This window comes from Streptomyces eurythermus (assembly GCF_014649115.1).
GTDB classification, from domain to species: Bacteria; Actinomycetota; Actinomycetes; order Streptomycetales; family Streptomycetaceae; genus Streptomyces; species Streptomyces eurythermus.
Genome location: NZ_BMSK01000010.1, coordinates 20238 through 38528, shown reverse-complemented (window position 1 = coordinate 38528; position 18291 = coordinate 20238). Strand labels below are relative to the sequence as shown.

The following is an 18291-nucleotide window of genomic DNA, read 5'->3' as shown; positions in this document are numbered from 1 at the left end:
AGTGCGCGCGGAGGCGCGTGAACGAGTCACCCGCAGCACGCGCTCCCATGCGCCCCGGCCGGGTCGCACGCCTGTGCCCCAGCCCGCCTTGGGGCCACCCAAAGATGCGTTTATGCAGGTGGGAAGGCGTGTGCAAGGCGCCTATGCTCGATCTGCCGACCCGCGCGAGGCGCCGTCGGCGATGAGTGCAAGGAGCCCCGCCGTGAGCATCCCGCCCCAGACCACCACCGGCGCCACCCTCGACGTCGACCGCAGCGACCCCGCCTACCGCGACTGGCTCAAGGAAGCCGTCCGCAAGGTCCAGGCCGACGCCAACCGCTCGGCGGACACGCACCTGCTGCGCTTCCCGCTGCCCGAACGGTGGGGGATCGACCTCTATCTGAAGGACGAGTCCACCCACCCCACCGGCAGCCTCAAGCACCGGCTGGCCCGCTCGCTGTTCCTCTACGGTCTGTGCAACGGCTGGATCCGCCCGGGCCGCCCCGTGATCGAGGCGTCCAGCGGCTCCACGGCGGTCTCGGAGGCCTACTTCGCGAAGCTGATCGGCGTGCCCTTCATCGCCGTCATGCCGCGCACGACCAGTGCCGAGAAGTGCCGGCTCATCGAGTTCCACGGCGGGCGGTGCCACTTCGTGGACGACTCCCGGAAGATGTACGAGGAGTCCGCCCGCCTGGCGGCGGAGACCGGCGGCCACTACATGGACCAGTTCACCTACGCCGAGCGGGCCACGGACTGGCGCGGCAACAACAACATCGCCGAATCGATCTTCCGTCAGCTGCGCCTGGAGCGGTTCCCGGAGCCGGCCTGGATCGTGGCCACGGCGGGCACCGGCGGCACCTCCGCGACCCTCGCCCGCTACGTCCACTACATGCAGTACGACACCCGGATCTGTGTCGCCGACCCGGACAACTCCTGTTTCTTCGAGGGCTGGACCACCGGCGACCCGGACGTCACCTGCGACTGCGGCTCCCGGATCGAGGGCATCGGCCGGCCCCGCGTGGAGCCCAGCTTCGTGCCCGGCGCGATCGACCGGATGATGAAGGTCCCGGACGCGGCGAGCGTCGCCGCCGTACGGGCGCTGGAGGGCGCCATCGGCCGCAAGGCGGGCGGTTCCACGGGCACCGGGCTGTGGAGCGCGCTGAAGATCGTCGCCGAGATGGTGGCCGAGGGCCGTACCGGCAGTGTCGTCACCCTGCTGTGCGACCCGGGGGACCGGTACCTCGACAAGTACTACTCGGACGCGTGGCTCGCGGCCCAGGGCCTGGACATCGCGCCGTACGCGGCGGCGCTCGGCTCGTTCCTGGCGACGGGAGTGTGGCCGGACTGACGGCGCCCCGGCCGTCCGGCCGACCGCCCGGTGCGGGTCAGCGCGTCGCCAGCCGCCGGTCCAAGGACCTCACCGCGTCCCGGAAGGCACGCCCCAGGCCCGGCCGGGCCAGCCCGATGAGGAACCGGAACGGCGCGGGCCCGTCGGCGGCGAAGGTCCACCGCAGACGGGTGCCGGTGCCGTGGGGAGTCAGCCGCCACTCCTCGGCAAGGGCCCGGGCGCCCGGCGCGTTGGTGACATCGACGCGGTAGGCGTACACCTCCGGTTCCCGCGCCACGAGCACCGTCTCCTCGAACCGTGTCCCGCCCCTGAGCCGGATCTCCCGCCCGGCGCCGTCGTCGGCGGCCCGCGCGAACGTCACCGCCGAGAACCACCGCGGCCAGCCGGAGACATCCTTGGCGAGCGCGTGGAAGACCTGTTCCGGGGCGGCGGACAGCTCCCGTTCGAAGACCAGCCGTACGGGCGCGGTCCCGACGAAGCCGATGCCCACCGGGCGCAGACGACGAGCCATGGCGCGAACCCCCCTGTGTGCCGCCCCCCGTGGGACGGTCGACCGGCCAGGGCAGCACACCCTAGCCGAAGGCCCTCCGGAAGGGGACCGTCAGGCAGCACCCGTCAGGCCTCCGCGGCCTCTTCCCCCGGCTCGCCCGCCACGATCACCCGCAGGTGCTCGGAGATCTCCGCGCGCGCCTCGGCGGGCAGGCCGGCGTCGGTCACGAGCGTGTCCACCTGGTCCAGCGTGGCGAAGGAACTCAGGCCCACCGTGCCCCACTTGGTGTGGTCGGCGACCACCACGACCCGGCGCGCGGAGTGCACCAGGCGCCGGTTGGTCTCGGCCTCCGCGAGATTCGGCGTGGACAGACCCGCCTCCAGCGATATGCCGTGCACACCGAGGAACAGCAGATCGAAGTGGAGCGCAGCGATCGCCTGGTCGGCCACCGGTCCCACCAGCGAGTCCGACGGGGTGCGCACCCCGCCGGTCAGCACCACCGTGGCCGCCCCCTGCCGCTGCCCCGAGGTGCGCTGCGCGACGTGGAAGACGTCCGCGACCCGCACCGAGTTCGTCACCACGGTCAGGTCGGGCACCTCCAGCAGCTGCCGGGCGAGCGCGTAGGTCGTCGTACCGCCGGACAGGGCGATCGCCGCTCCCGGGCCGACCAGCCGGGCCGCGGCGCGCGCGATGTCCTCCTTGGCGGTCGGCTCCAGCCCCGACTTCGCCTCGAACCCCGGCTCGTGCGTGCTGGCCTCGACCACCGGCACCGCGCCGCCGTGCACCTTCTCCAGCATGCCCTGGCGGGCGAGCGCGTCCAGATCGCGGCGCACGGTCATGTCCGAGACGCCGAGCCTGCGGGTCAGCTCGTTGACCCGCACCCCGCCGCGACGCCGGACCTCGTCCAGGATCAGGGCGCGGCGCTGCTCCGCGAGGAGGTTCTGATTCTCGCTCACGTACGCTCCGGTCCTTTCGCCGCCAGCCGTCCGACACGCCCCGGCGCACCGGCTGCGACCTGGACTTCCGTCCGTACGGGCAGTGCGCGGGCGTCCCATCTTTTCACGGGGCGGCTCCCCTCGCGCCACCACCTCCGGTGGCGTCCGGCGTGACCCGGTTCGGGGAGATTCCGTGACGAGAGGTGTATACGGCGGCCGGACCGGCCATCCTGGACCGCGCACGGACACAGACGTCAGGGCGTCACGGGGGATGTGCGAAACGATGGAACGCGCGCAGGACCGGTCCGCGGAGCGGACGGCAGAGCGGTACGAGGGCCCGGCACCGGATCGGTACGACGACCGGCCCCCAGGGGAACCGCCCTTAGGGGACTACGGAAACCGTGCGGCGGAGCGGCCGGCGCGACGGCCGGCGGAGCCGGAGACCGACCTGGAGTTGCTGGTGCACGGGGTCGGCGGCACCACACCCGAGAAGATGCTCGGCGATCCGCGCACGGTCCGGGTCTCCGGCGACGACACGGCCGCCGTCTTCCGGCGTGCCGAGGACGTCGAGGACACCGGGGAGGCGTCAGGGGCCGGGGCCGCCGGTTCCGCCCCGGCCGGGCGGGACCCGCGCGGCGGGCCGGTCCGGGAGGCGTACGTCTGGTGCAACCTCACCTCCGGCGACGGCAGCCGCGCCCTGTGGCTGTTGCTGCTGCCGTTCATGGTCGTCAACCTCGCCCACTGGATGCGCCCCGCCGCACCCGGCCGGCCGCGCACCGTGCGGCTCTACGGCCTCCTGGTAAGGCTGACCGCCCTCACCCTGACGGTGCTGCTGGTCGCCGCAGTCTGCGAGGTCGCCCTGGACCTGGTGGCCTGGCAGTGCGCGAGCGCCCCCGCGTGCGTACGCCGCCACTCCTGGCTGGGCTTCCTGGCACCCGCGGCCCCCGGGGCGCCCGCCGGGGCGGGCGGATGGTGGAGCGCGCCCGGCCGCAGGCTGGCCCTGGCCGCCGTGGTGCCGACCGCGCTGACCGGCCTGCTGTGGTACCTCTCGCACCGCACCTGGAGCGCCTACGAGTCCCACCGGCCGTTGTCCCCGGATCCCGAACCGGATGCCGACGCTGCCGAGCGGGGCGCCGACACCGACGCCGACGTCTCCGAGCCGGACACCGACGCCCGGCCGGACCCGCGGGGCAGCGCGCTGGCCCGGCCCGGTTTCTGGTACGGGCGCCGGCTGGTCGCCCGGCTGCGCGCGGCGCACACCGCGGCCGGCCTGCTCACGGTGGCCGCGGCCGTCACCGTCCCGGCCGCCCGCTACGACCGCCGGACCGGCGGCCCCGCGGTCCTGGACGTCCTCGGCTGGGCCCTGACCGCCGCCCTGGCCGCCGGGGCGGTCGTGGTGGCCGCGGTGGTCTGCCGCCGGGGCCGCAGCGAGCGCCGTCTAGACCGGCGTCTCGACCGGCACCTGGACCGCTGCCTGCCACTCGGCGCACTCGCCCTGCTCCTGCTCGCCCTGCTGTACGCCGGGTGGTCCCGGCCCGGCTGGCAGTCCGCCGGGCGGCTGCCGGGCGCCTGGGCCTTCGGCCTCCTCATGCTGGCCCAGGGCCTGGTCATCGTCGTGCTCGCGGTCGTGGCGCGGGTCCTGTACCGGCGCCGGCCCGACCCGCGCACCGGGATGCGGGGCCTCGGCGGGCCCGCCGTCGCGCTGCTCGCCTGCGCGCTGGGCGGCGTGATCTCCGGCGGGGTCGCCCAGCGCGTCGCCGACTGGCTGGACGGCACCCGTGCCCTGCTCGCCGGTCCGCCCGCCCTGCTGACCTGGCAGGCCTCCGTCATCCCGCCGCTCATCGCGGTGCTGCTGCTCCTGGCCGCCGCCCTCGCCGTGCGCACCGCCCGGCTCGCCCGCGCCGAACGCGCCCGCGTGCGCCGCGAGTACCCCGGCGAACCCGAGGACCCGCCCCGCACCCGCGCCATCGCGCACGCCCGGGCCATGGCCACCCTGACCGACAGCGTCCCCCTCGTCGTCGCCGTCCTCACCGCCACCACCCTGCTGCTGGGCGCGGTGGCGCTGGCCGGTGCCGCGGCCACCGGGAAGACCCCCGACGGGGCGGCCGACCGCACCCCGCACCTCGTCCGGGCCGTGGCCGAGACCTCCCAGGCGCTGGGCTCCTGGCTGGTCGGCCTCGGCTTCGTACTCTTCGTGACCTGGGGCAGGCGCGCCTACAAGGACGCCTCGGCCCGGCGCACCATCGGCATCCTGTGGGACGTCGGCACGTTCTGGCCGCGTGCCGCCCACCCCTTCGCCCCGCCCTGCTACGCCGAGCGCGCCGTGCCGGACCTGACCTGGCGCATGGTCACCTGGACCCGGCGCACCGGCGGCCGGCTGGTGCTGTCCGGGCACTCCCAGGGCAGCGTCCTCGCCGCGGCGGCGGCCTGGCAGCTCCCGCCGTCGGTCCGCACCCGGGTCGCCCTGCTCACCTACGGCTCCCCGCTGGAGCGCCTGTACGGCCGCTGGTTCCCGGCCCACTTCGGCCCGCCCGCCCTCGCCGCGCTGCACCGCGACATCGCCTGCTGGCGCAACCTCTACCGCCGTACCGACCCCATCGGCGGCCCGGTCCGCATCCCCGCCGGCACCGCCCCGGAAGTCGACCACGAGCCGCTGCCGGACCCCCTCGCCTACGGCCGTACCCTCGACCATCCGCTCCCGGCCCCGATCCTCGGCCACTCCGACTACCCGTCGGACCCCGCCTTCACCCGCGAACGAGCGCGCCTCCTGACCCGCCTCCTGCCCGGCCTCCCGGCCCAGCGCCCGGACCCGGTCCGCTCGGACCCGTCCTGACCGTCCTCACTAATCAAGTTTGATCACCGGCGCGGAGCGGTGTACCCTCCCTGCGACTCGACTAGTCAAACTTGATTAGCCGACGTTCCGCCACCGTCGAAGGAGCCCGCATGACCTTCCTGCCCGACACCGGATACACCCCGACCGCCGAGGACCGCGCGAGCCTGGACGCCTGGTTCGCGGAGTACGACGCGGCGAGCGGCCGGCGCGACGTGAGGCGCATGGCGGACATGGCGGTGTTCCCGCTCAACCTCGTCAGCGACGACTCCGCGGGCGACGGCCGCTCGGCGCAGTGGGACCGGGACCGGTTCCTCGCCACCATGACCCATGTGATGGGCGACGGAGACCAGGACATCACCTTCGAGTCCACCCGGACCCCGGTGTTCCTGTCCGCCTCGATGGCCGTCGTGTTCACGGACTCGACCATGACCGCCGACGGCCACTCCCAGCGCCTGAGGTACGCCGACATCCTGCTCAAGCGGGACGGGAGGTGGGCCTTCCAGACCATGATCCAGTCCGGCTGGGGAGACAACCTGTAGCCCGCCGGGGGCTAACGGTACGGCCGCTCAGGGCAGTTCGGGCAGATCCTCCGCGTACAGCAGGGTCAGGTCGTCGGTGGTCGGGTCGGGGAGCTGGGCCACCCGGCTCGCGTGCCGCTCCACCATCGCCTCGAACGTCTGCCGGGCGGTACGGCCGTTGCCGAACGCCGGGCCCTTCGGGATCGCCGCGAAGTACGTCAGCAGCGCCTCGGACGCGCCCGGCGCCAGCCGGTACTCGTGCTCGTCCGCCTGCTGCCGCACGATCCGCAGCAGCTCCTCGGGGCCGTAGTCGCCGAAGGTGATGGTCCGGGAGAAACGGGAGGCCACACCCGGGTTGACGGAGAGGAAGCGCTCCATCTCCGCGGTGTACCCGGCGACGATCACCACCACCTCCTCCCGGTGGTCCTCCATCAGCTTCACCAGGGTGTCAATGGCCTCCTTGCCGAAGTCCCGCCCGGCGTCCTCCGGGGACAGCGCGTACGCCTCGTCGATGAACAGCACACCGCCACGCGCCCGCTCGAAGGCCTCCTGGGTGCGGATCGCCGTGGACCCGATGTGCTCGCCGACCAGGTCGACCCGGGACACCTCCACCAGGTGGCCCTTCTCCAGCACGCCGAGCGAGGCGAGGATCTCGCCGTACAGCCGGGCGACCGTCGTCTTGCCGGTGCCGGGGGAGCCGGTGAAGACCAGGTGCCGCTTGACCGAGGCCGCCTTCAGTCCCGCCCGCTGCCGGCGCCGGCCCACCTCGATCATGTCGGTCAGCGCCCGCACCTCGCGCTTGACGCTGTCCAGGCCCACCAGCGCGTCGAGTTCGCCGAGCACGTCCTGCGACGTCCGCCGCGGCCCGGCCGGCTCCACGGCGGGGCCGGCCGGCTCCTGCTCCGCCGCCCGCTGCCCCGGCAGGGCGCCCAGCAGGCCCGGGGTCTGTGTCACCGTCTGCACGACCGGCTCCCGCATCGCGGGCGGCCGGGCGGCGGCGCTCTCGTCGCTGGTGCAGTCCTCCACGACCGGCCCCGTCCCCGGGGCCGCGTCCGGCCCGCCGTCGGCGAACTCGTAACCGCCGCGCGCGCAGCGTTCCGTACGGCACTTGCGCAGTGTCGTACGGCTGCCGTCGATCACATGGAAGCCGTAGCCCCCGCTGCCGGTGACCCGGCAGTTCAGGAAGCTGCCCCGGCCGCCCGCGGAGACGTAGAAACCCGCCTCGGCGGGCGAGCCGACCACGCAGCGCTCGATGACCGGGTCGGCGCCCTTGGTGACGATCACCCCGGTCTGGGTGTCCTCCACGGTGCAGTTGTTCAGCGTGCCGCCGCTGCCGTGGTCGCGGAACCAGGCGCCGGTGGCCGCCTCCCGGATCCGGCAGTCGTCCAGCTGCGCGGTCGCCCCGTCGCTCACCGACACGGCCGTGTTGCGCACCTGCGACAGATCGCTGTCGACGACGTCCGCGCGGGAGCCGCGGTCCAGGACGAACAGCGCGTCCGGCACGTCGTGCACCCGGCAGGAGTCGAGCACCGCGGTGGCACCGTCGCTCACCCACACCGCCGGATAGTCGCCGGTGCTGTCGGAGATCTCGCACTGGTTGGCGTCCACGCGGGTGCCCGGGTCCCACACCGACAGGCCGTTGCGCCCGAACCGGCGCACCGTCGTCCGGGTCAGGGTGAGGACCGAGCGGGAGCGCAGGTCGACCGCGTTCTCCGGGATGTCGTGCAGCCGGCAGTCGGCGAGGGTGAGCACCGCGTCGGTGTCCAGGGTGATGCCGTCGGCGGCGGTGCGGTGCACCTCGCAGTCGGTCAGGTGCGCCGTGGCCCGCTGGGTGACCTGCACGCCCGCGCCGCGCACCTCGTACATCTCGCAGCCCACCGCCTCCAGCGCGGTGTTCTCCCCGGTCACGGTGAGGCCGGTGCCGGAGGCGTGGTGCACCCGGCAGCGCTCCAGCCGCGGCCGGGCCCCGCCGCGGACGGCCACGCCCGCCTGTCCGGCCGCGACGACCTCGCAGTCCTCGAACACCCCGCCGCCGGCGTCGAGTACGGCGATGCCGACGCCGGCCGGGTTGTCGACGGTGCACCGGCGCACGGTCGGGCGGGCGCCGCCGCGCACCTCGATGCCGACGGCGGACCGGGTGACGATCCGCACGTCCGCCAGCTCGGGGGTGCCCTCCTCGACCAGCAGCGCGGGCACCGTCGCGTCCTGGCCCTCCACATGCACGTCCCGCACCACCGCCGAGGCCCGCACGGTGAGCGGCACCCCGTCCGGGGGCGCGATCCGCACCGAACCGGCCGAGCCCTCGGACCCGCGCAGCGTCACCGCCCGGTGGACGACGAGGTTCTCCCGGTAGGTGCCGGGGGCGATGGTGAGGACGTCGCCGTCGGCGGCGGCCTCCAGGGCGGCGGCCAGCGACGCGTACTCACCCGTGCGGCGCCGCCACCGCGATGTACCGGTGTGCGTCACCTGGACCGTGCCCTGTGCCATGGCGTTGCTGTGCCCCCACCTTGTCGTCCTGATGGCCCGCCGCCCGTCGGGGCGCTGCCGCCGCTGACGGACCGCGGTCGTGCCCGCCCGCGGGCGTGAGCGCGTGCGCGCTCCCGGGCCCCCCGCCCCGGGGGTCACGCGTCCAGGGGCGTCGCCGGCAGCGCTCCGGCCGGTCCACCGTAGCGCGTGCGGATACGCCGGGTTGACCGGAGCCTCGAGCCCGTCAGCTGCTGGTGTCCGCCTTGCCCCAGTCCGGGCCGGCCCGCTCCCACGCCTGGTCCCAGCGCGCGTACCGCCGCCGCACCAGGCGCCATACGGTCACCCGCCGGCCGGTCTCCACCGCGGCCGCGGTCAGCAGGGCCGCGCCGAGCCCCGCGAGCGCGGCGTGCGTCGTCGCCGTGGCGGAGTCCAGCGGGCGGGTCGTCACCCGGCCCCGCGGGTCGGTCCACAGCCCGAAGTGGTCCCCCGGCCGCGGGGACTTCAGGTCCGCGAGGACCGGGCCGTGCCGCCGGGAGCCGTCCGGCGCCCGCCAGTACGCCAGCACCCGGCTGTGGCTCTCGCGCGCGGAGGACGACTCCGGGTCGGCCTCCGGCAGGGTGCCGCCCAACTCCCTCACCACGGTGGCCGTCACGAGATGACGCGCGTGCTGCTGCTGCCGCGCGGACCGCTGGAGCGAGTCCTCGGCGGCCCTCCCGACCAGCCAGCCCGTCACGGGCGCGGCCACGGCGATCAGCAGCAGCGCGACGAGGGCCAGCCACGCCTCGGCCAGATCGGTCGCGCGGCGCAGCGGATTGTGCCGCCAGCGCCACAGCCCACTGAGTACCCGCATGTCCCCCCTTCCGGTCCGTCACCACCCCCGGCGGCGGTGCCCGTCCGGACCCGGACCGGGAGCGGGCGGCATCACCAGCGCCGTGACCTCCGATGTACGCGGTCTCTCACGAATTTCTCACGCCCCCTCAACGGCCGGCGCACGGCCCCGGTTCCCGGCCCGGCGGATCATCGTCCCTCCGCCGCCCGGGCCTCGTCCGAGGCGCGCTCCAGCACCCGCACCGGGTCGCCGACACCGACGGTGCCGGGCGTGACGGGCACGAGATTCAGCCCGAACAGCACCTTCCCGTCCCTCCTGCGGTGGCGTGCCAGCGTGTACAGCGGCTCCCGGCCGCGTGCGGCGGTGTCCTGGTCGGTGGTGGTCACCACGCACCGCGCGCTCGGCTTCGTGGCCCGGAACACCACGTCGCCGACGGAGATCCGGATCCAGTCGTCCTCCGCCCAGGGCTCGGTGCCGGCGACGACGAGGTTGGGCCGGAACCGGTTCATGGGCAGCGGGCCCTCGTGGGCGTGCGGCCCGTCGGCTATCAGGGAGTTCAGCGCCTCCAGCGAGGCCGCCGTGGTGACCAGCAGGGGGAAGCCGTCGGCGAAGCTCACCGTCTCGCCGGGCAGGGCGTACTCCGGGTCGACCGGGCGGCGCAGGGCCGGATCGTCCATGTGGACCAGGCGGACCCTGGTCCCCAGATAGGCGCTGCACCACTCGTGCGCCGCCGCGGCGGCCGGAACCGCCTCGACCTTCGTGCGGAACACGTCCACCAGGACGGTCCCGGAAGGCTCGGGCACCTCGACCGTCAGCGACTGCCGGCCGGGTGCGGACAGACGAATGCCGCCGCCGGCCAGAGGCTCGGCGGCGGCCAGCGCCAGGCGCGGCGACTCGCGCTGTGTGACGACCGTTCCCCCGTCGTCGATCAATGTCCAGCGCCGGTCACCGGCCAGGCCCCAGGGCTCCACCACGGCCGTCCGGGGCGATACGCCCCGGAGCGCCTTGACCGGATGGACGTGGATCGACTGCACTACGGCGTTTCCCATGCCGTCCATCGTGCCAGGCGGCACTGACAGCCGGGGCGCCGTCAGTAACCGCGGTACTGCTGCTGGTTGTTGTACGGATCCTGGTAGGGAGCCGGCGCGGGGCGCGGCGCGGCCGGGCGCATCGCCTCGTACCCGTTGCCTCCCGCCGTCGGCCGCTGCTGCTGCGGGGCCTGCGGGCCGGGATAGCCGCGCGGGGCGCTCGCCTGCTGCGGGATGTACGCCGTGGGCGCCTGCTGGAGCGGCGCGGGCTGCGGTGCCTGCGGGTAGCCGTAGGCCGGGGGCTGCTGCGCGGACGGGGCCGCCGGGAGGGCGGGCAGGGCCGACGGCAGGGCGGGCAGACCGCTGCCCGTGTCGTAGGCGGCGGGGACCCTGATCGGGGCGATCTGCGGAGTGCCACGCTCGGCGACGAGCGAGTCGTAGATCGGGGTCTCCTTGAAGGAGGCGGAGTAGTAGCCGCCACCATAAGTGGAGCGGGGGGAGGTCATGGCACATAAGTTAAGCCCACGATGTGCTGGTTGGGGAGACCGATAAGAGGGTTGTTTTCCGTGTCGTCGGGAGTCTGACATCCTCAATCCGAGCGAACATGGCAAAAAGGGACGCCAGTCGACGTTTGGATCGTGTAAAGGCTGAGTTCCTGCGGTGTTACCGGCGGTTGACCGGCGATCTTCCTGTGCCGTTCCTGGGCGTGCGCCGGGGCGCGGAATAGGTTGTGGGCAGGGAACGCACCGGCCGGGAGGATCCGGACCGACGGGCGGAACCCGCCGGACCGAACACGTGATGGGGGCGGACATGTCAATGCCGAAAGGATCGAACACGCAGGTGCCCACGACGGCGCTACGCGTCGAACTGGGCTGGCGCTCCGGCCACGGGGTGCCCGACGCCGACGCCTCGGCCCTGCTGCTCGCCGCCGGAAAGGTCCGCTCCGACGCCGACTTCGTCTTCTACAACCAGCCCGCCCACGCCTCCGGCGCCGTACGCCACGAGGGCAAGCGGACGGCCGGCGGACGGGTCACCGACACCCTGCTGGCCGACCTCGCGCGCGTGGAGGGCGACATCGAGCGGATCGTCCTCGCCGCCTCCGCCGACGGCGGCACGTTCGGGCAGGTCCCGGACCTCTTCATCGAGGTGGCCGACGCCGCCTCCGGACAGGTGGTCGCCCGCTTCGACAGCCCCGGCGCGACGGTGGAGACCGCCTTCGTGCTCGGCGAGTTCTACCGCCGCCAGGGCGGCTGGAAGTTCCGGGCCGTCGGCCAGGGCTACGACAGCGGACTCGAAGGACTGGCGACGGACTTCGGCATCAGCGTGGACGAACCCCAGCACGCGGCACCACCCGCGGCCCCGGCACCGGTCGCCCCGCCGCCCCCTGCCGCCCCTCCCACGGCGGCGCAGGCTCCGCCGCCCCGTCCCGCCGCGGCCCCCTCGGCACCGCCCGCGGCCCAGCCGGTCCGGCTGTCCAAGGTCACGCTCACCAAGGCGGCCCCGTCCGTCTCGCTCGCCAAACAGGGCGGCACCTCCGGCGCGATGCGGGTGAACCTCAACTGGCACCTGCTCAAGCAGCCCACGGGCTGGCTCGGCCGGCTGAGCGGCCAGGGCGGCATCGACCTCGACCTGTGCGCGCTGTACGAACTCGCCGACGGCCGCAAGGGCGTCGTCCAGGCCCTCGGCAACGCCTTCGGCGCGCTGCACCAGCCGCCGTACATCCATCTCGACGGCGACGACCGCACCGGAGCCGTGGCCCGCGGCGAGAACCTCACCATCAACCTCGACCACACCCGCGACTTCCGGCGCATCCTCGTCTTCGTCACCATCTACGAAGGCGCCCGCTCCTTCGCCGACCTGCACGCCACCGTCACCCTCCAGCCGCAGCACGGCGCCCCCGTCGAGTTCTCGCTGGACGAGTGCACCGTCGCCTCCCCGGTGTGCGCGCTCGCCCTGATCACCAACACCGGCGGCGACCTGCTCGTCCAGCGCGAGGCGCGCTACCTGGTGCCGGAGCGCGGAACGAGCCCGCAGCGCACCGTGGACCACGCCTACGGCTGGGGCATGGACTGGACACCCGGCCGCAAGTGACCCGGCGACGGCCGGCCGGACCGCGAACGACCCGGCCCCACCCGGCCGGGCTCAGCTCTCGTCGGGCACGGCGTCCGGGCGGGAGTAGGTACGGCCCTTCCAGGCGGCCCCGCGCCCGCGGTAGTGCTGCACGGCGGAGTCGACCGTCATCAGCAGGTACAGGAACGCGGTGAACGGCAGCAGCGGCGCGAGCCACGGCGGCTGCCCGTAATAGCGCAGCATCGGCAGATACGTGCCCGCCATCACCGCCCACGCCACCGCCCCGGCCAGCGCCGTCGCCGCGTCGCCGCCGGCCGCGCCCACGGCCACGGCGGCCGGCGGCACCAGGTACACCAGCGCCAGCCCGGCGACCGTACCGAGGAGCAGCAGGGGGTTGTGCCGCAGCTGGGCGTACGCGCTGCGCGAGACCATCCGCCACAGGTCGCCCAGCTTCGGATAGGGCCGCACGCTGTCCACCCGGTCGGCCAGCCCGAGCCAGACGCGGCCGCCCGCGCCCTTCACCGCGCGCGCCAGCGCCACGTCGTCGATCACGGCGTGCCGGATGGCGTCCGGGATGCGCGCCTCCTCCGCCATCCCCGCGCGCAGCAGCACACAGCCGCCCGCCGCCGCGGCCGTACGCGAGCCCCTCCGGCCGATCCACCGGAAGGGATACAGCTGCGCGAAGAAGTACACGAAGGCCGGCACCACCAGCCGCTCCCACAGGCTCGCCACCCGCAGCCGCGCCATCTGCGACACGACGTCGAAGCCGCCCGCCCCCGCCGCCGCCACCAGCTCGCGCAGGCTGTCCGGCGCGTGCGCGATGTCCGCGTCCGTCAGCAGCAGATACTCCGGGTCGCGCGCGCGTGCCAGCCCGATGCCGTACCGCACCGCCCACAGCTTGCCCGTCCAGCCCGCCGGCGGTTCACCGGGCGAGTCCACCGTCAGCGGCAGCCCGCCGAGCCGCCGGGACAGCTCGCGGGCCAGCTCCCCGGTGCCGTCCGTGCTGCCGTCGTCCACCAGGAAGACCTCGGCCCGCCCCGGATAGTCCTGCGCCAGCAGCGACGGCAGGCTGTCCGGCAGCACGGCGGCCTCGTCCCGGGCCGGTACGACCACGCAGACCGACGGCCACGCGTCCGGTTCCCGGCGCGGCGGCAGCCGGACGTCCGTGCGCCAGAAGAAGCCCTGGCCGAGCAGCAGCCAGCCCCAGGCGGCCAGTGATACGACGGTGATCCACAAGTACGCGTTCACGGCGGCAGTCTGCCCCACCCGACGGGGCCCGGGAGAGGGCATCGTCTATCGTGGCCGGGTGAAGATCGCGCTCATGGACTCCGGAATCGGCCTGCTCCCCGCCGCCGCCGCGGTACGCCGGCTGCGGCCCGACGCGGATCTGGTGCTGTCCTGGGACCCGGACGGCATGCCCTGGGGACCGCGCACTCCCGAAGACATCACCGAGCGGGCCATCGCCGTGGCCGAGGCCGCCGCCGCGCACGAGCCCGATGTCCTGATCGTCGCGTGCAACACCGCCTCCGTGCACTCCCTGCCGGCGATGCGGGCGCGGTTCGAGCCGCGGCTGCCGATCATCGGGACCGTACCCGCGATCAAGCCGGCCGCCGCGGGCGGCGGTCCCGTCGCGATCTGGGCGACCCCGGCCACCACGGGCAGCGCCTACCAGCGCGGCCTGATCGAGCGGTTCGCCGACGGCGTGGCCGTCGCCGAGGTGGCGTGCCCCGGCCTCGCGGACGCCGTGCACCACGCCGACGACGAGGCGATCGACGCCGCGATCGCCTCGGCCGCCGCTCGCACCCCGGACGACGTGACCACGCTCGTCCTGGGCTGCACCAACTACGAGCTGGTCGCGGAGCGGATCCGCGCGGCCGTCCAGCGCCCCGGCCGCCCGCCGCTGGTCCTGCACGGCACCGCCGGGGCGGTGGCCGCCCAGGCGCTGCGCCGGATCGGCGTGGAACCGGCCCCGGAGGCCGCCGCCGACACCACCCTCACCGTGCTGCTGAGCGGCCGCGAGGCGACCCTCCCGGACACGGCGCTGTCCTACGACGAAGGCCGCTTCCTGCGCGCCGTCAGCCCGGTCCGCTGACCGGCGCGTACGGACACCGCCCGGCCGCCCGCGGCGCGCTACGCCCTCTCCGGACGGCGAAATCCGGGTAACCTCGTACACATGAGGGACCACCCCGACGCCGACGGAACGCTTCCCCCGGTCTGGAAGGGACGCGCCACCAACCGGGTGCAGTGGCTGTTCGCGCTCGTCGGAGCCGCCTGCCTGGCGCTCGGCATCGCGCTGGCCGTGGACTCGGCCTGGACGTCCGGCATCGCCGCGCTGGTGATGTCCGTCGTCGGCTGCATCGCGGCCGGTCTGCTGGTGCTCTTCGGCACGCTCGCCTTCGTACACGTCGACCTCAAACTCGACCGCGAGTGCCTGGAAGTGCGCTGCGGACACATGGGGCTGCCGCGCCGCCGCATCCCGCTCTCGCACGTGGCCGGCGCCGACTTCACCGCCCATGTCACCCCCCGGCACTGGGGCGGCTGGGGCTACCGCTGGCTCCCCGAGAAGGGCACCGCCGTCGTCGTCCGCCGCGGCGAGGGCATCGTGCTGCGCCTGTGGGACGGCCACACGTTCACGATCACCGTGGACAACGCGGAGTCCGCGGTCCGGCTCATCCGCGACCGCCTGCGCACGATCAGGCCGGGAACGGCCGGCTAGAGCCCGCCCGGTCTCCCCGGTATGACTAGGCCGCCGACCACGGCCGGGCCGTGGCCCAGCCCGCCAGGAGGCCGGCGCCCGCCGTCACCGGGGTGAAGCTCAGCGCGTTGCTCACCGAGGCGAGCGCGGCCAGCGCCGTCAGGGCCGCGCCCGCGGTCAGGGCGACCGGCGTGGGGCGCGCGCTGCGCCACAGCGCGTACAGGATCCAGCAGAACACGGCCGCCAGCAGCGACACCCCTACCAGGCCCTGTTCGGCCGCCTGCTGCAACGGCGCCGAGTGCGGTCTGCCGTCGGCCGGCAGCGTCCCGCCGACGTCGCCCAGCTCACCGAACCGGCCGGGGCCGACGCCCAGCCCCAGGTGCTGGTCCGCCAGTCGCAGGGCGTCCTGCCACTGCGGCACCCGGTGGGCGGGGAACCAGCCGCCCAGCGCCCCGGCGAGCCCGTCGGGCAGCGCGCCCGCCGCGACCGCCCAGAGCGCCGCCGTCACCACGCCCGCCGCCACGGCCAGCCCCGCCAGCCACCTGCCCCGGCCGTGCGCCGAGCCCGCGGCCAGCGCACACAGCAGGACGGCCCCGCCGGCCACGCACCCGGCCGCCGACCCCAGCGCCAGCCCGGCCGGCACGGTGGCGCAGGCCAGCGCCGCCAGCCCGGTCCGGAGCGCCGGTACGCGCGTCGCCCGGGCGGCACAGCACGCGGCCCCGGTGGCCAGCGCCAGCAGCGCGGCCGTGCCGCCGGCGGGCCCGAGCGGACCGGCGTACCAGGGACCGGGGGAGAGCCCGGGCAGCGCCACCGCCAGCCCCAGCCCCGCCGCCGCTCCGACGCAGGGCGCGGCCACCGGCAGCAGCGCGCCGGAGACCCGGCCCGCGGCGTACCCGGCGGCCAGGGCGAGCACCGCGAGCAGCATGCCCTCCGGCCGCCCGCCCCGGGCCGCCGCGGTGATCAGCGACCACGCCGCACAGGCTCCCAACAGGATCATGCCCGTCCCGTCGGAAACGTTTCTTCGCATGCCACAGGCATCCGCGCCGCACGTACCGGCCGCGGACTGCGTCCCCGTCGACCCCACCCGTCGCCCCTCGTACCCGGTCCCCCGACCTTGGCAGGCCCCGGCCGCGGGCCGGTTTCCGGCCGGGCCGCCGAGGCTGGGCACACCGTAACGGCTGTGGACCGTTTTGTGGGCGGTACGCGCAGGATCGGCATGATTCCACTGGTCCGGCGCCCGCCCCGGCACGGCCCGGCGGGCGGGCACCCGGCCGCGCCGACGCGGGGAAACCCGGCCGGGCGCCCGGCCGTATCTCCCCGCGAACGGCCCGCCACCAGCGACGATCTCCTGCGGACCGGCGCCGGACCGTGCTGTCGGCGGTGGCGGCGGCCGCCGTACACTCACCCGGGTGACCGTCACCGCAACCTCCGTGGACCAGCCGGACCAGCCGGACCAGCTGGAGCCGCGCCCGGCGTCCGCCGCGCGCCGTGGCCGATTGCTGCGCCTGGCCCCGGCCGCCGCCGCCGTGCTCTGCGGAGTGCTGCTCTACGTCAGCTTCCCGCCGCGGACCCTGTGGTGGCTGGCCCTGCCCGCGTTCGCCGGGTTCGCCTGGGTGTTGCGCGGCCGGAGCTGGAAGGCCGCGCTCGGCCTCGGCTACCTCTTCGGGCTGGGTTTCCTGCTGCCGCTGCTGGTGTGGACCAGCGTGGAGGTCGGTCCCCTGCCCTGGCTGGCCCTGGTCGCCGCCGAGGCGGTCTTCGTCGCCCTGGCCGGTGCCGGCATCGCCGCCGTCTCCAGGCTGCCCGCCTGGCCGGTGTGGGCCGCCGCCCTGTGGACGGCGGGCGAGGCGGCCCGCGCGCGCGTGCCCTTCGGCGGCTTTCCGTGGGGCAAGATCGCCTTCGGCCAGGCGGACGGCGTCTTCCTGCCGCTCGCCGCGGTGGGCGGCACCCCCGTGCTCGGCTTCGCGGTCGTCCTGTGCGGTTTCGGGCTGTACGAGGCCGGGCGGCTGCTTCTCGAGCGGCGCCGGAACCGGACCGTACGCCGGGCCGCCGCGACCGCCGCGCTGCTGAGCGTGACCGTACCGGTGGCGGGCGCGGTCGCGGCCCGCGCGCTGGTGAGCGACAAGGCGGAGAACGGCACCGCCACCGTGGCGGTGATCCAGGGCAATGTGCCGCGCGCCGGGCTGGAGTTCAACGCCCAGCGGCGGGCCGTGCTCGACTACCACGCGCGCGAGACGCACAAGCTCGCCGCCGACGTCCGCTCGGGCAAGGCGGCCAAGCCCGACTTCGTCCTGTGGCCGGAGAACTCCTCCGACATCGACCCCTTCGAGTATCCCGACGCCGCCGCCGTCATCGAGCAGGCGGCCAAGGACATCGGGGTGCCCGTCTCCGTCGGCGGTGTGGTGGAGCGGGACGGCAAGCTGCTCAACGAGCAGATCCTCTGGGACCCGGCCAAGGGACCGACGCAGACCTATGACAAGCGGCAGATCCAGCCCTTCGGCGAGTTCCTGCCGCTGCGCTCGCTCGTCGGCGCCATCAACAAGAGCTGGACCGAGATGGCCCGCCAGGACTTCAGCCGGGGCACCGAGCCGGGCGTGTTCGACATCGCCGGGACCAAGGTGGGCCTGGCCACCTGCTACGAGGCCGCGTTCGACTGGGCCGTGCGGGACACGGTGACGCACGGCGCGGAGATGATCTCCGTGCCCAGCAACAATGCCACCTTCGACCGCAGCGAGATGACCTACCAGCAGCTCGCCATGTCCCGTATCCGCGCCGTCGAGCACAGCCGCACCGTGACCGTGCCGGTGACCAGCGGGGTCAGCGCGGTCATCCTGCCCGACGGCCGGATCACACAGAGGACCGGCATGTTCGTGCCCGCCTACCTGGTGCAGAAGGTGCCGCTGCGCACGTCCACGACGCCCGCCACCGAACTGGGCGTCCTCCCGGAGCTGGCACTGGTGCTGGTCGCCGCGGGCGGGATCGGCTGGGCGATCGGCTCCGGCCTCCGCGCACGGCGCGGCGCCGCCGCGTAGCCCCGCGCTCCGCCGGTACGACCGTCATACGACCCCGGGAACCGGCGGGGCGCCGGGCTCCGCCCGTTAGG

Annotated in this window: 15 protein-coding genes; 7 read left to right on the top strand and 8 right to left on the bottom strand. The window is 74.8% G+C overall.

Annotated features, from left to right (window positions below):
* Nucleotides 1–181: 181 nt before the first annotated feature.
* Complete coding sequence (gene cds1, locus IE251_RS19935) at nt 182–1327, top strand: L-cysteine desulfhydrase Cds1 (protein WP_189754348.1); 1146 nt, start codon at nt 182–184, stop codon at nt 1325–1327.
* 37 nt (nt 1328–1364) lie between these two features.
* On the opposite strand, the gene IE251_RS19930 is transcribed toward cds1, so the two are convergent.
* On the bottom strand, nt 1365–1838 hold the full coding sequence (locus tag IE251_RS19930; protein ID WP_189754347.1) for an SRPBCC family protein: 474 nt from the start codon (nt 1836–1838) through the stop codon (nt 1365–1367).
* Nucleotides 1839–1942: 104 nt separating this feature from the next.
* The gene (locus IE251_RS19925) at nt 1943–2773 is read right to left on the bottom strand and encodes a DeoR/GlpR family DNA-binding transcription regulator (RefSeq protein ID WP_189754346.1); all 831 of its coding nucleotides are present in this window, start codon (nt 2771–2773) and stop codon (nt 1943–1945) included.
* 262 nt (nt 2774–3035) lie between these two features.
* Here IE251_RS19925 and IE251_RS19920 point away from each other — a divergent pair, with 262 nt between their 5' ends.
* Nucleotides 3036–5585 carry a hypothetical protein gene (locus IE251_RS19920; RefSeq protein ID WP_229896858.1) on the top strand — a complete coding sequence of 850 codons (2550 nt, stop codon included), beginning with the start codon at nt 3036–3038 and terminating at the stop codon, nt 5583–5585.
* A 110-nt stretch (nt 5586–5695) separates the two neighbouring features.
* A complete protein-coding gene (locus IE251_RS19915; RefSeq protein ID WP_189754345.1) occupies nt 5696–6124 on the top strand; it encodes a nuclear transport factor 2 family protein in 429 nt (142 codons plus the stop codon).
* Between the two features lie 27 nt (nt 6125–6151).
* Here the strand turns inward: IE251_RS19915 and IE251_RS19910 are convergent, their stop codons facing one another.
* From IE251_RS19910 to IE251_RS19895, 4 genes are all read right to left on the bottom strand, one after another.
* Nucleotides 6152–8590: a right-handed parallel beta-helix repeat-containing protein gene (locus IE251_RS19910; protein WP_189754344.1), complete on the bottom strand. Its 2439-nt coding sequence runs from the start codon at nt 8588–8590 to the stop codon at nt 6152–6154.
* 223 nt (nt 8591–8813) lie between these two features.
* Nucleotides 8814–9419: an Rv1733c family protein gene (locus IE251_RS19905; RefSeq protein WP_189754343.1), complete on the bottom strand. Its 606-nt coding sequence runs from the start codon at nt 9417–9419 to the stop codon at nt 8814–8816.
* 167 nt (nt 9420–9586) lie between these two features.
* A complete protein-coding gene (locus tag IE251_RS19900) occupies nt 9587–10447 on the bottom strand; it encodes an MOSC domain-containing protein (RefSeq protein ID WP_189754342.1) in 861 nt (286 codons plus the stop codon).
* Nucleotides 10448–10488: 41 nt separating this feature from the next.
* The gene (locus IE251_RS19895) at nt 10489–10932 is read right to left on the bottom strand and encodes a DUF6643 family protein (protein WP_189754341.1); all 444 of its coding nucleotides are present in this window, start codon (nt 10930–10932) and stop codon (nt 10489–10491) included.
* 310 nt (nt 10933–11242) lie between these two features.
* Between IE251_RS19895 and IE251_RS19890 the strand changes: the two genes are divergently transcribed.
* Complete coding sequence (locus tag IE251_RS19890) at nt 11243–12517, top strand: TerD family protein (protein WP_189754599.1); 1275 nt, start codon at nt 11243–11245, stop codon at nt 12515–12517.
* 51 nt (nt 12518–12568) lie between these two features.
* Here the strand turns inward: IE251_RS19890 and IE251_RS19885 are convergent, their stop codons facing one another.
* On the bottom strand, nt 12569–13786 hold the full coding sequence (locus IE251_RS19885; protein ID WP_189754340.1) for a glycosyltransferase: 1218 nt from the start codon (nt 13784–13786) through the stop codon (nt 12569–12571).
* A 16-nt stretch (nt 13787–13802) separates the two neighbouring features.
* Here IE251_RS19885 and IE251_RS19880 point away from each other — a divergent pair, with 16 nt between their 5' ends.
* Entirely contained in the window at nt 13803–14588 is a 786-nt protein-coding gene (locus IE251_RS19880; protein ID WP_189754339.1) for a glutamate racemase, read from the top strand.
* An 81-nt stretch (nt 14589–14669) separates the two neighbouring features.
* On the top strand, nt 14670–15212 hold the full coding sequence (locus IE251_RS19875; RefSeq protein WP_030775590.1) for a phage holin family protein: 543 nt from the start codon (nt 14670–14672) through the stop codon (nt 15210–15212).
* A gap of 25 nt (nt 15213–15237) precedes the next feature.
* Here the strand turns inward: IE251_RS19875 and IE251_RS19870 are convergent, their stop codons facing one another.
* Nucleotides 15238–16188 (bottom strand): O-antigen ligase family protein, encoded by a 951-nt coding sequence (locus IE251_RS19870; RefSeq protein ID WP_189754338.1) that lies wholly within the window; start codon nt 16186–16188, stop codon nt 15238–15240.
* A 412-nt stretch (nt 16189–16600) separates the two neighbouring features.
* Here IE251_RS19870 and lnt point away from each other — a divergent pair, with 412 nt between their 5' ends.
* Complete coding sequence (gene lnt / locus IE251_RS19865; RefSeq protein ID WP_189754337.1) at nt 16601–18220, top strand: apolipoprotein N-acyltransferase; 1620 nt, start codon at nt 16601–16603, stop codon at nt 18218–18220.
* Nucleotides 18221–18291: the final 71 nt, after the last annotated feature.

Bases quoted from the DNA above. Each gene is read 5' to 3' on its own strand.
- cds1 (WP_189754348.1), top strand. From the start codon at position 182: ATGAGTGCAAGGAGCCCCGCCGTGAGCATCCCGCCCCAGACCACCACC.
- IE251_RS19930 (WP_189754347.1), bottom strand. From the start codon at position 1,838: ATGGCTCGTCGTCTGCGCCCGGTGGGCATCGGCTTCGTCGGGACCGCG.
- IE251_RS19920 (WP_229896858.1), top strand. From the start codon at position 3,036: ATGGAACGCGCGCAGGACCGGTCCGCGGAGCGGACGGCAGAGCGGTAC.
- IE251_RS19915 (WP_189754345.1), top strand. From the start codon at position 5,696: ATGACCTTCCTGCCCGACACCGGATACACCCCGACCGCCGAGGACCGC.
- IE251_RS19910 (WP_189754344.1), bottom strand. From the start codon at position 8,590: ATGGCACAGGGCACGGTCCAGGTGACGCACACCGGTACATCGCGGTGG.
- IE251_RS19905 (WP_189754343.1), bottom strand. From the start codon at position 9,419: ATGCGGGTACTCAGTGGGCTGTGGCGCTGGCGGCACAATCCGCTGCGC.
- IE251_RS19900 (WP_189754342.1), bottom strand. From the start codon at position 10,447: ATGGGAAACGCCGTAGTGCAGTCGATCCACGTCCATCCGGTCAAGGCG.
- IE251_RS19895 (WP_189754341.1), bottom strand. From the start codon at position 10,932: ATGACCTCCCCCCGCTCCACTTATGGTGGCGGCTACTACTCCGCCTCC.
- IE251_RS19890 (WP_189754599.1), top strand. From the start codon at position 11,243: ATGCCGAAAGGATCGAACACGCAGGTGCCCACGACGGCGCTACGCGTC.
- IE251_RS19885 (WP_189754340.1), bottom strand. From the start codon at position 13,786: ATGCCCTCTCCCGGGCCCCGTCGGGTGGGGCAGACTGCCGCCGTGAAC.
- IE251_RS19875 (WP_030775590.1), top strand. From the start codon at position 14,670: ATGAGGGACCACCCCGACGCCGACGGAACGCTTCCCCCGGTCTGGAAG.
- IE251_RS19870 (WP_189754338.1), bottom strand. From the start codon at position 16,188: ATGATCCTGTTGGGAGCCTGTGCGGCGTGGTCGCTGATCACCGCGGCG.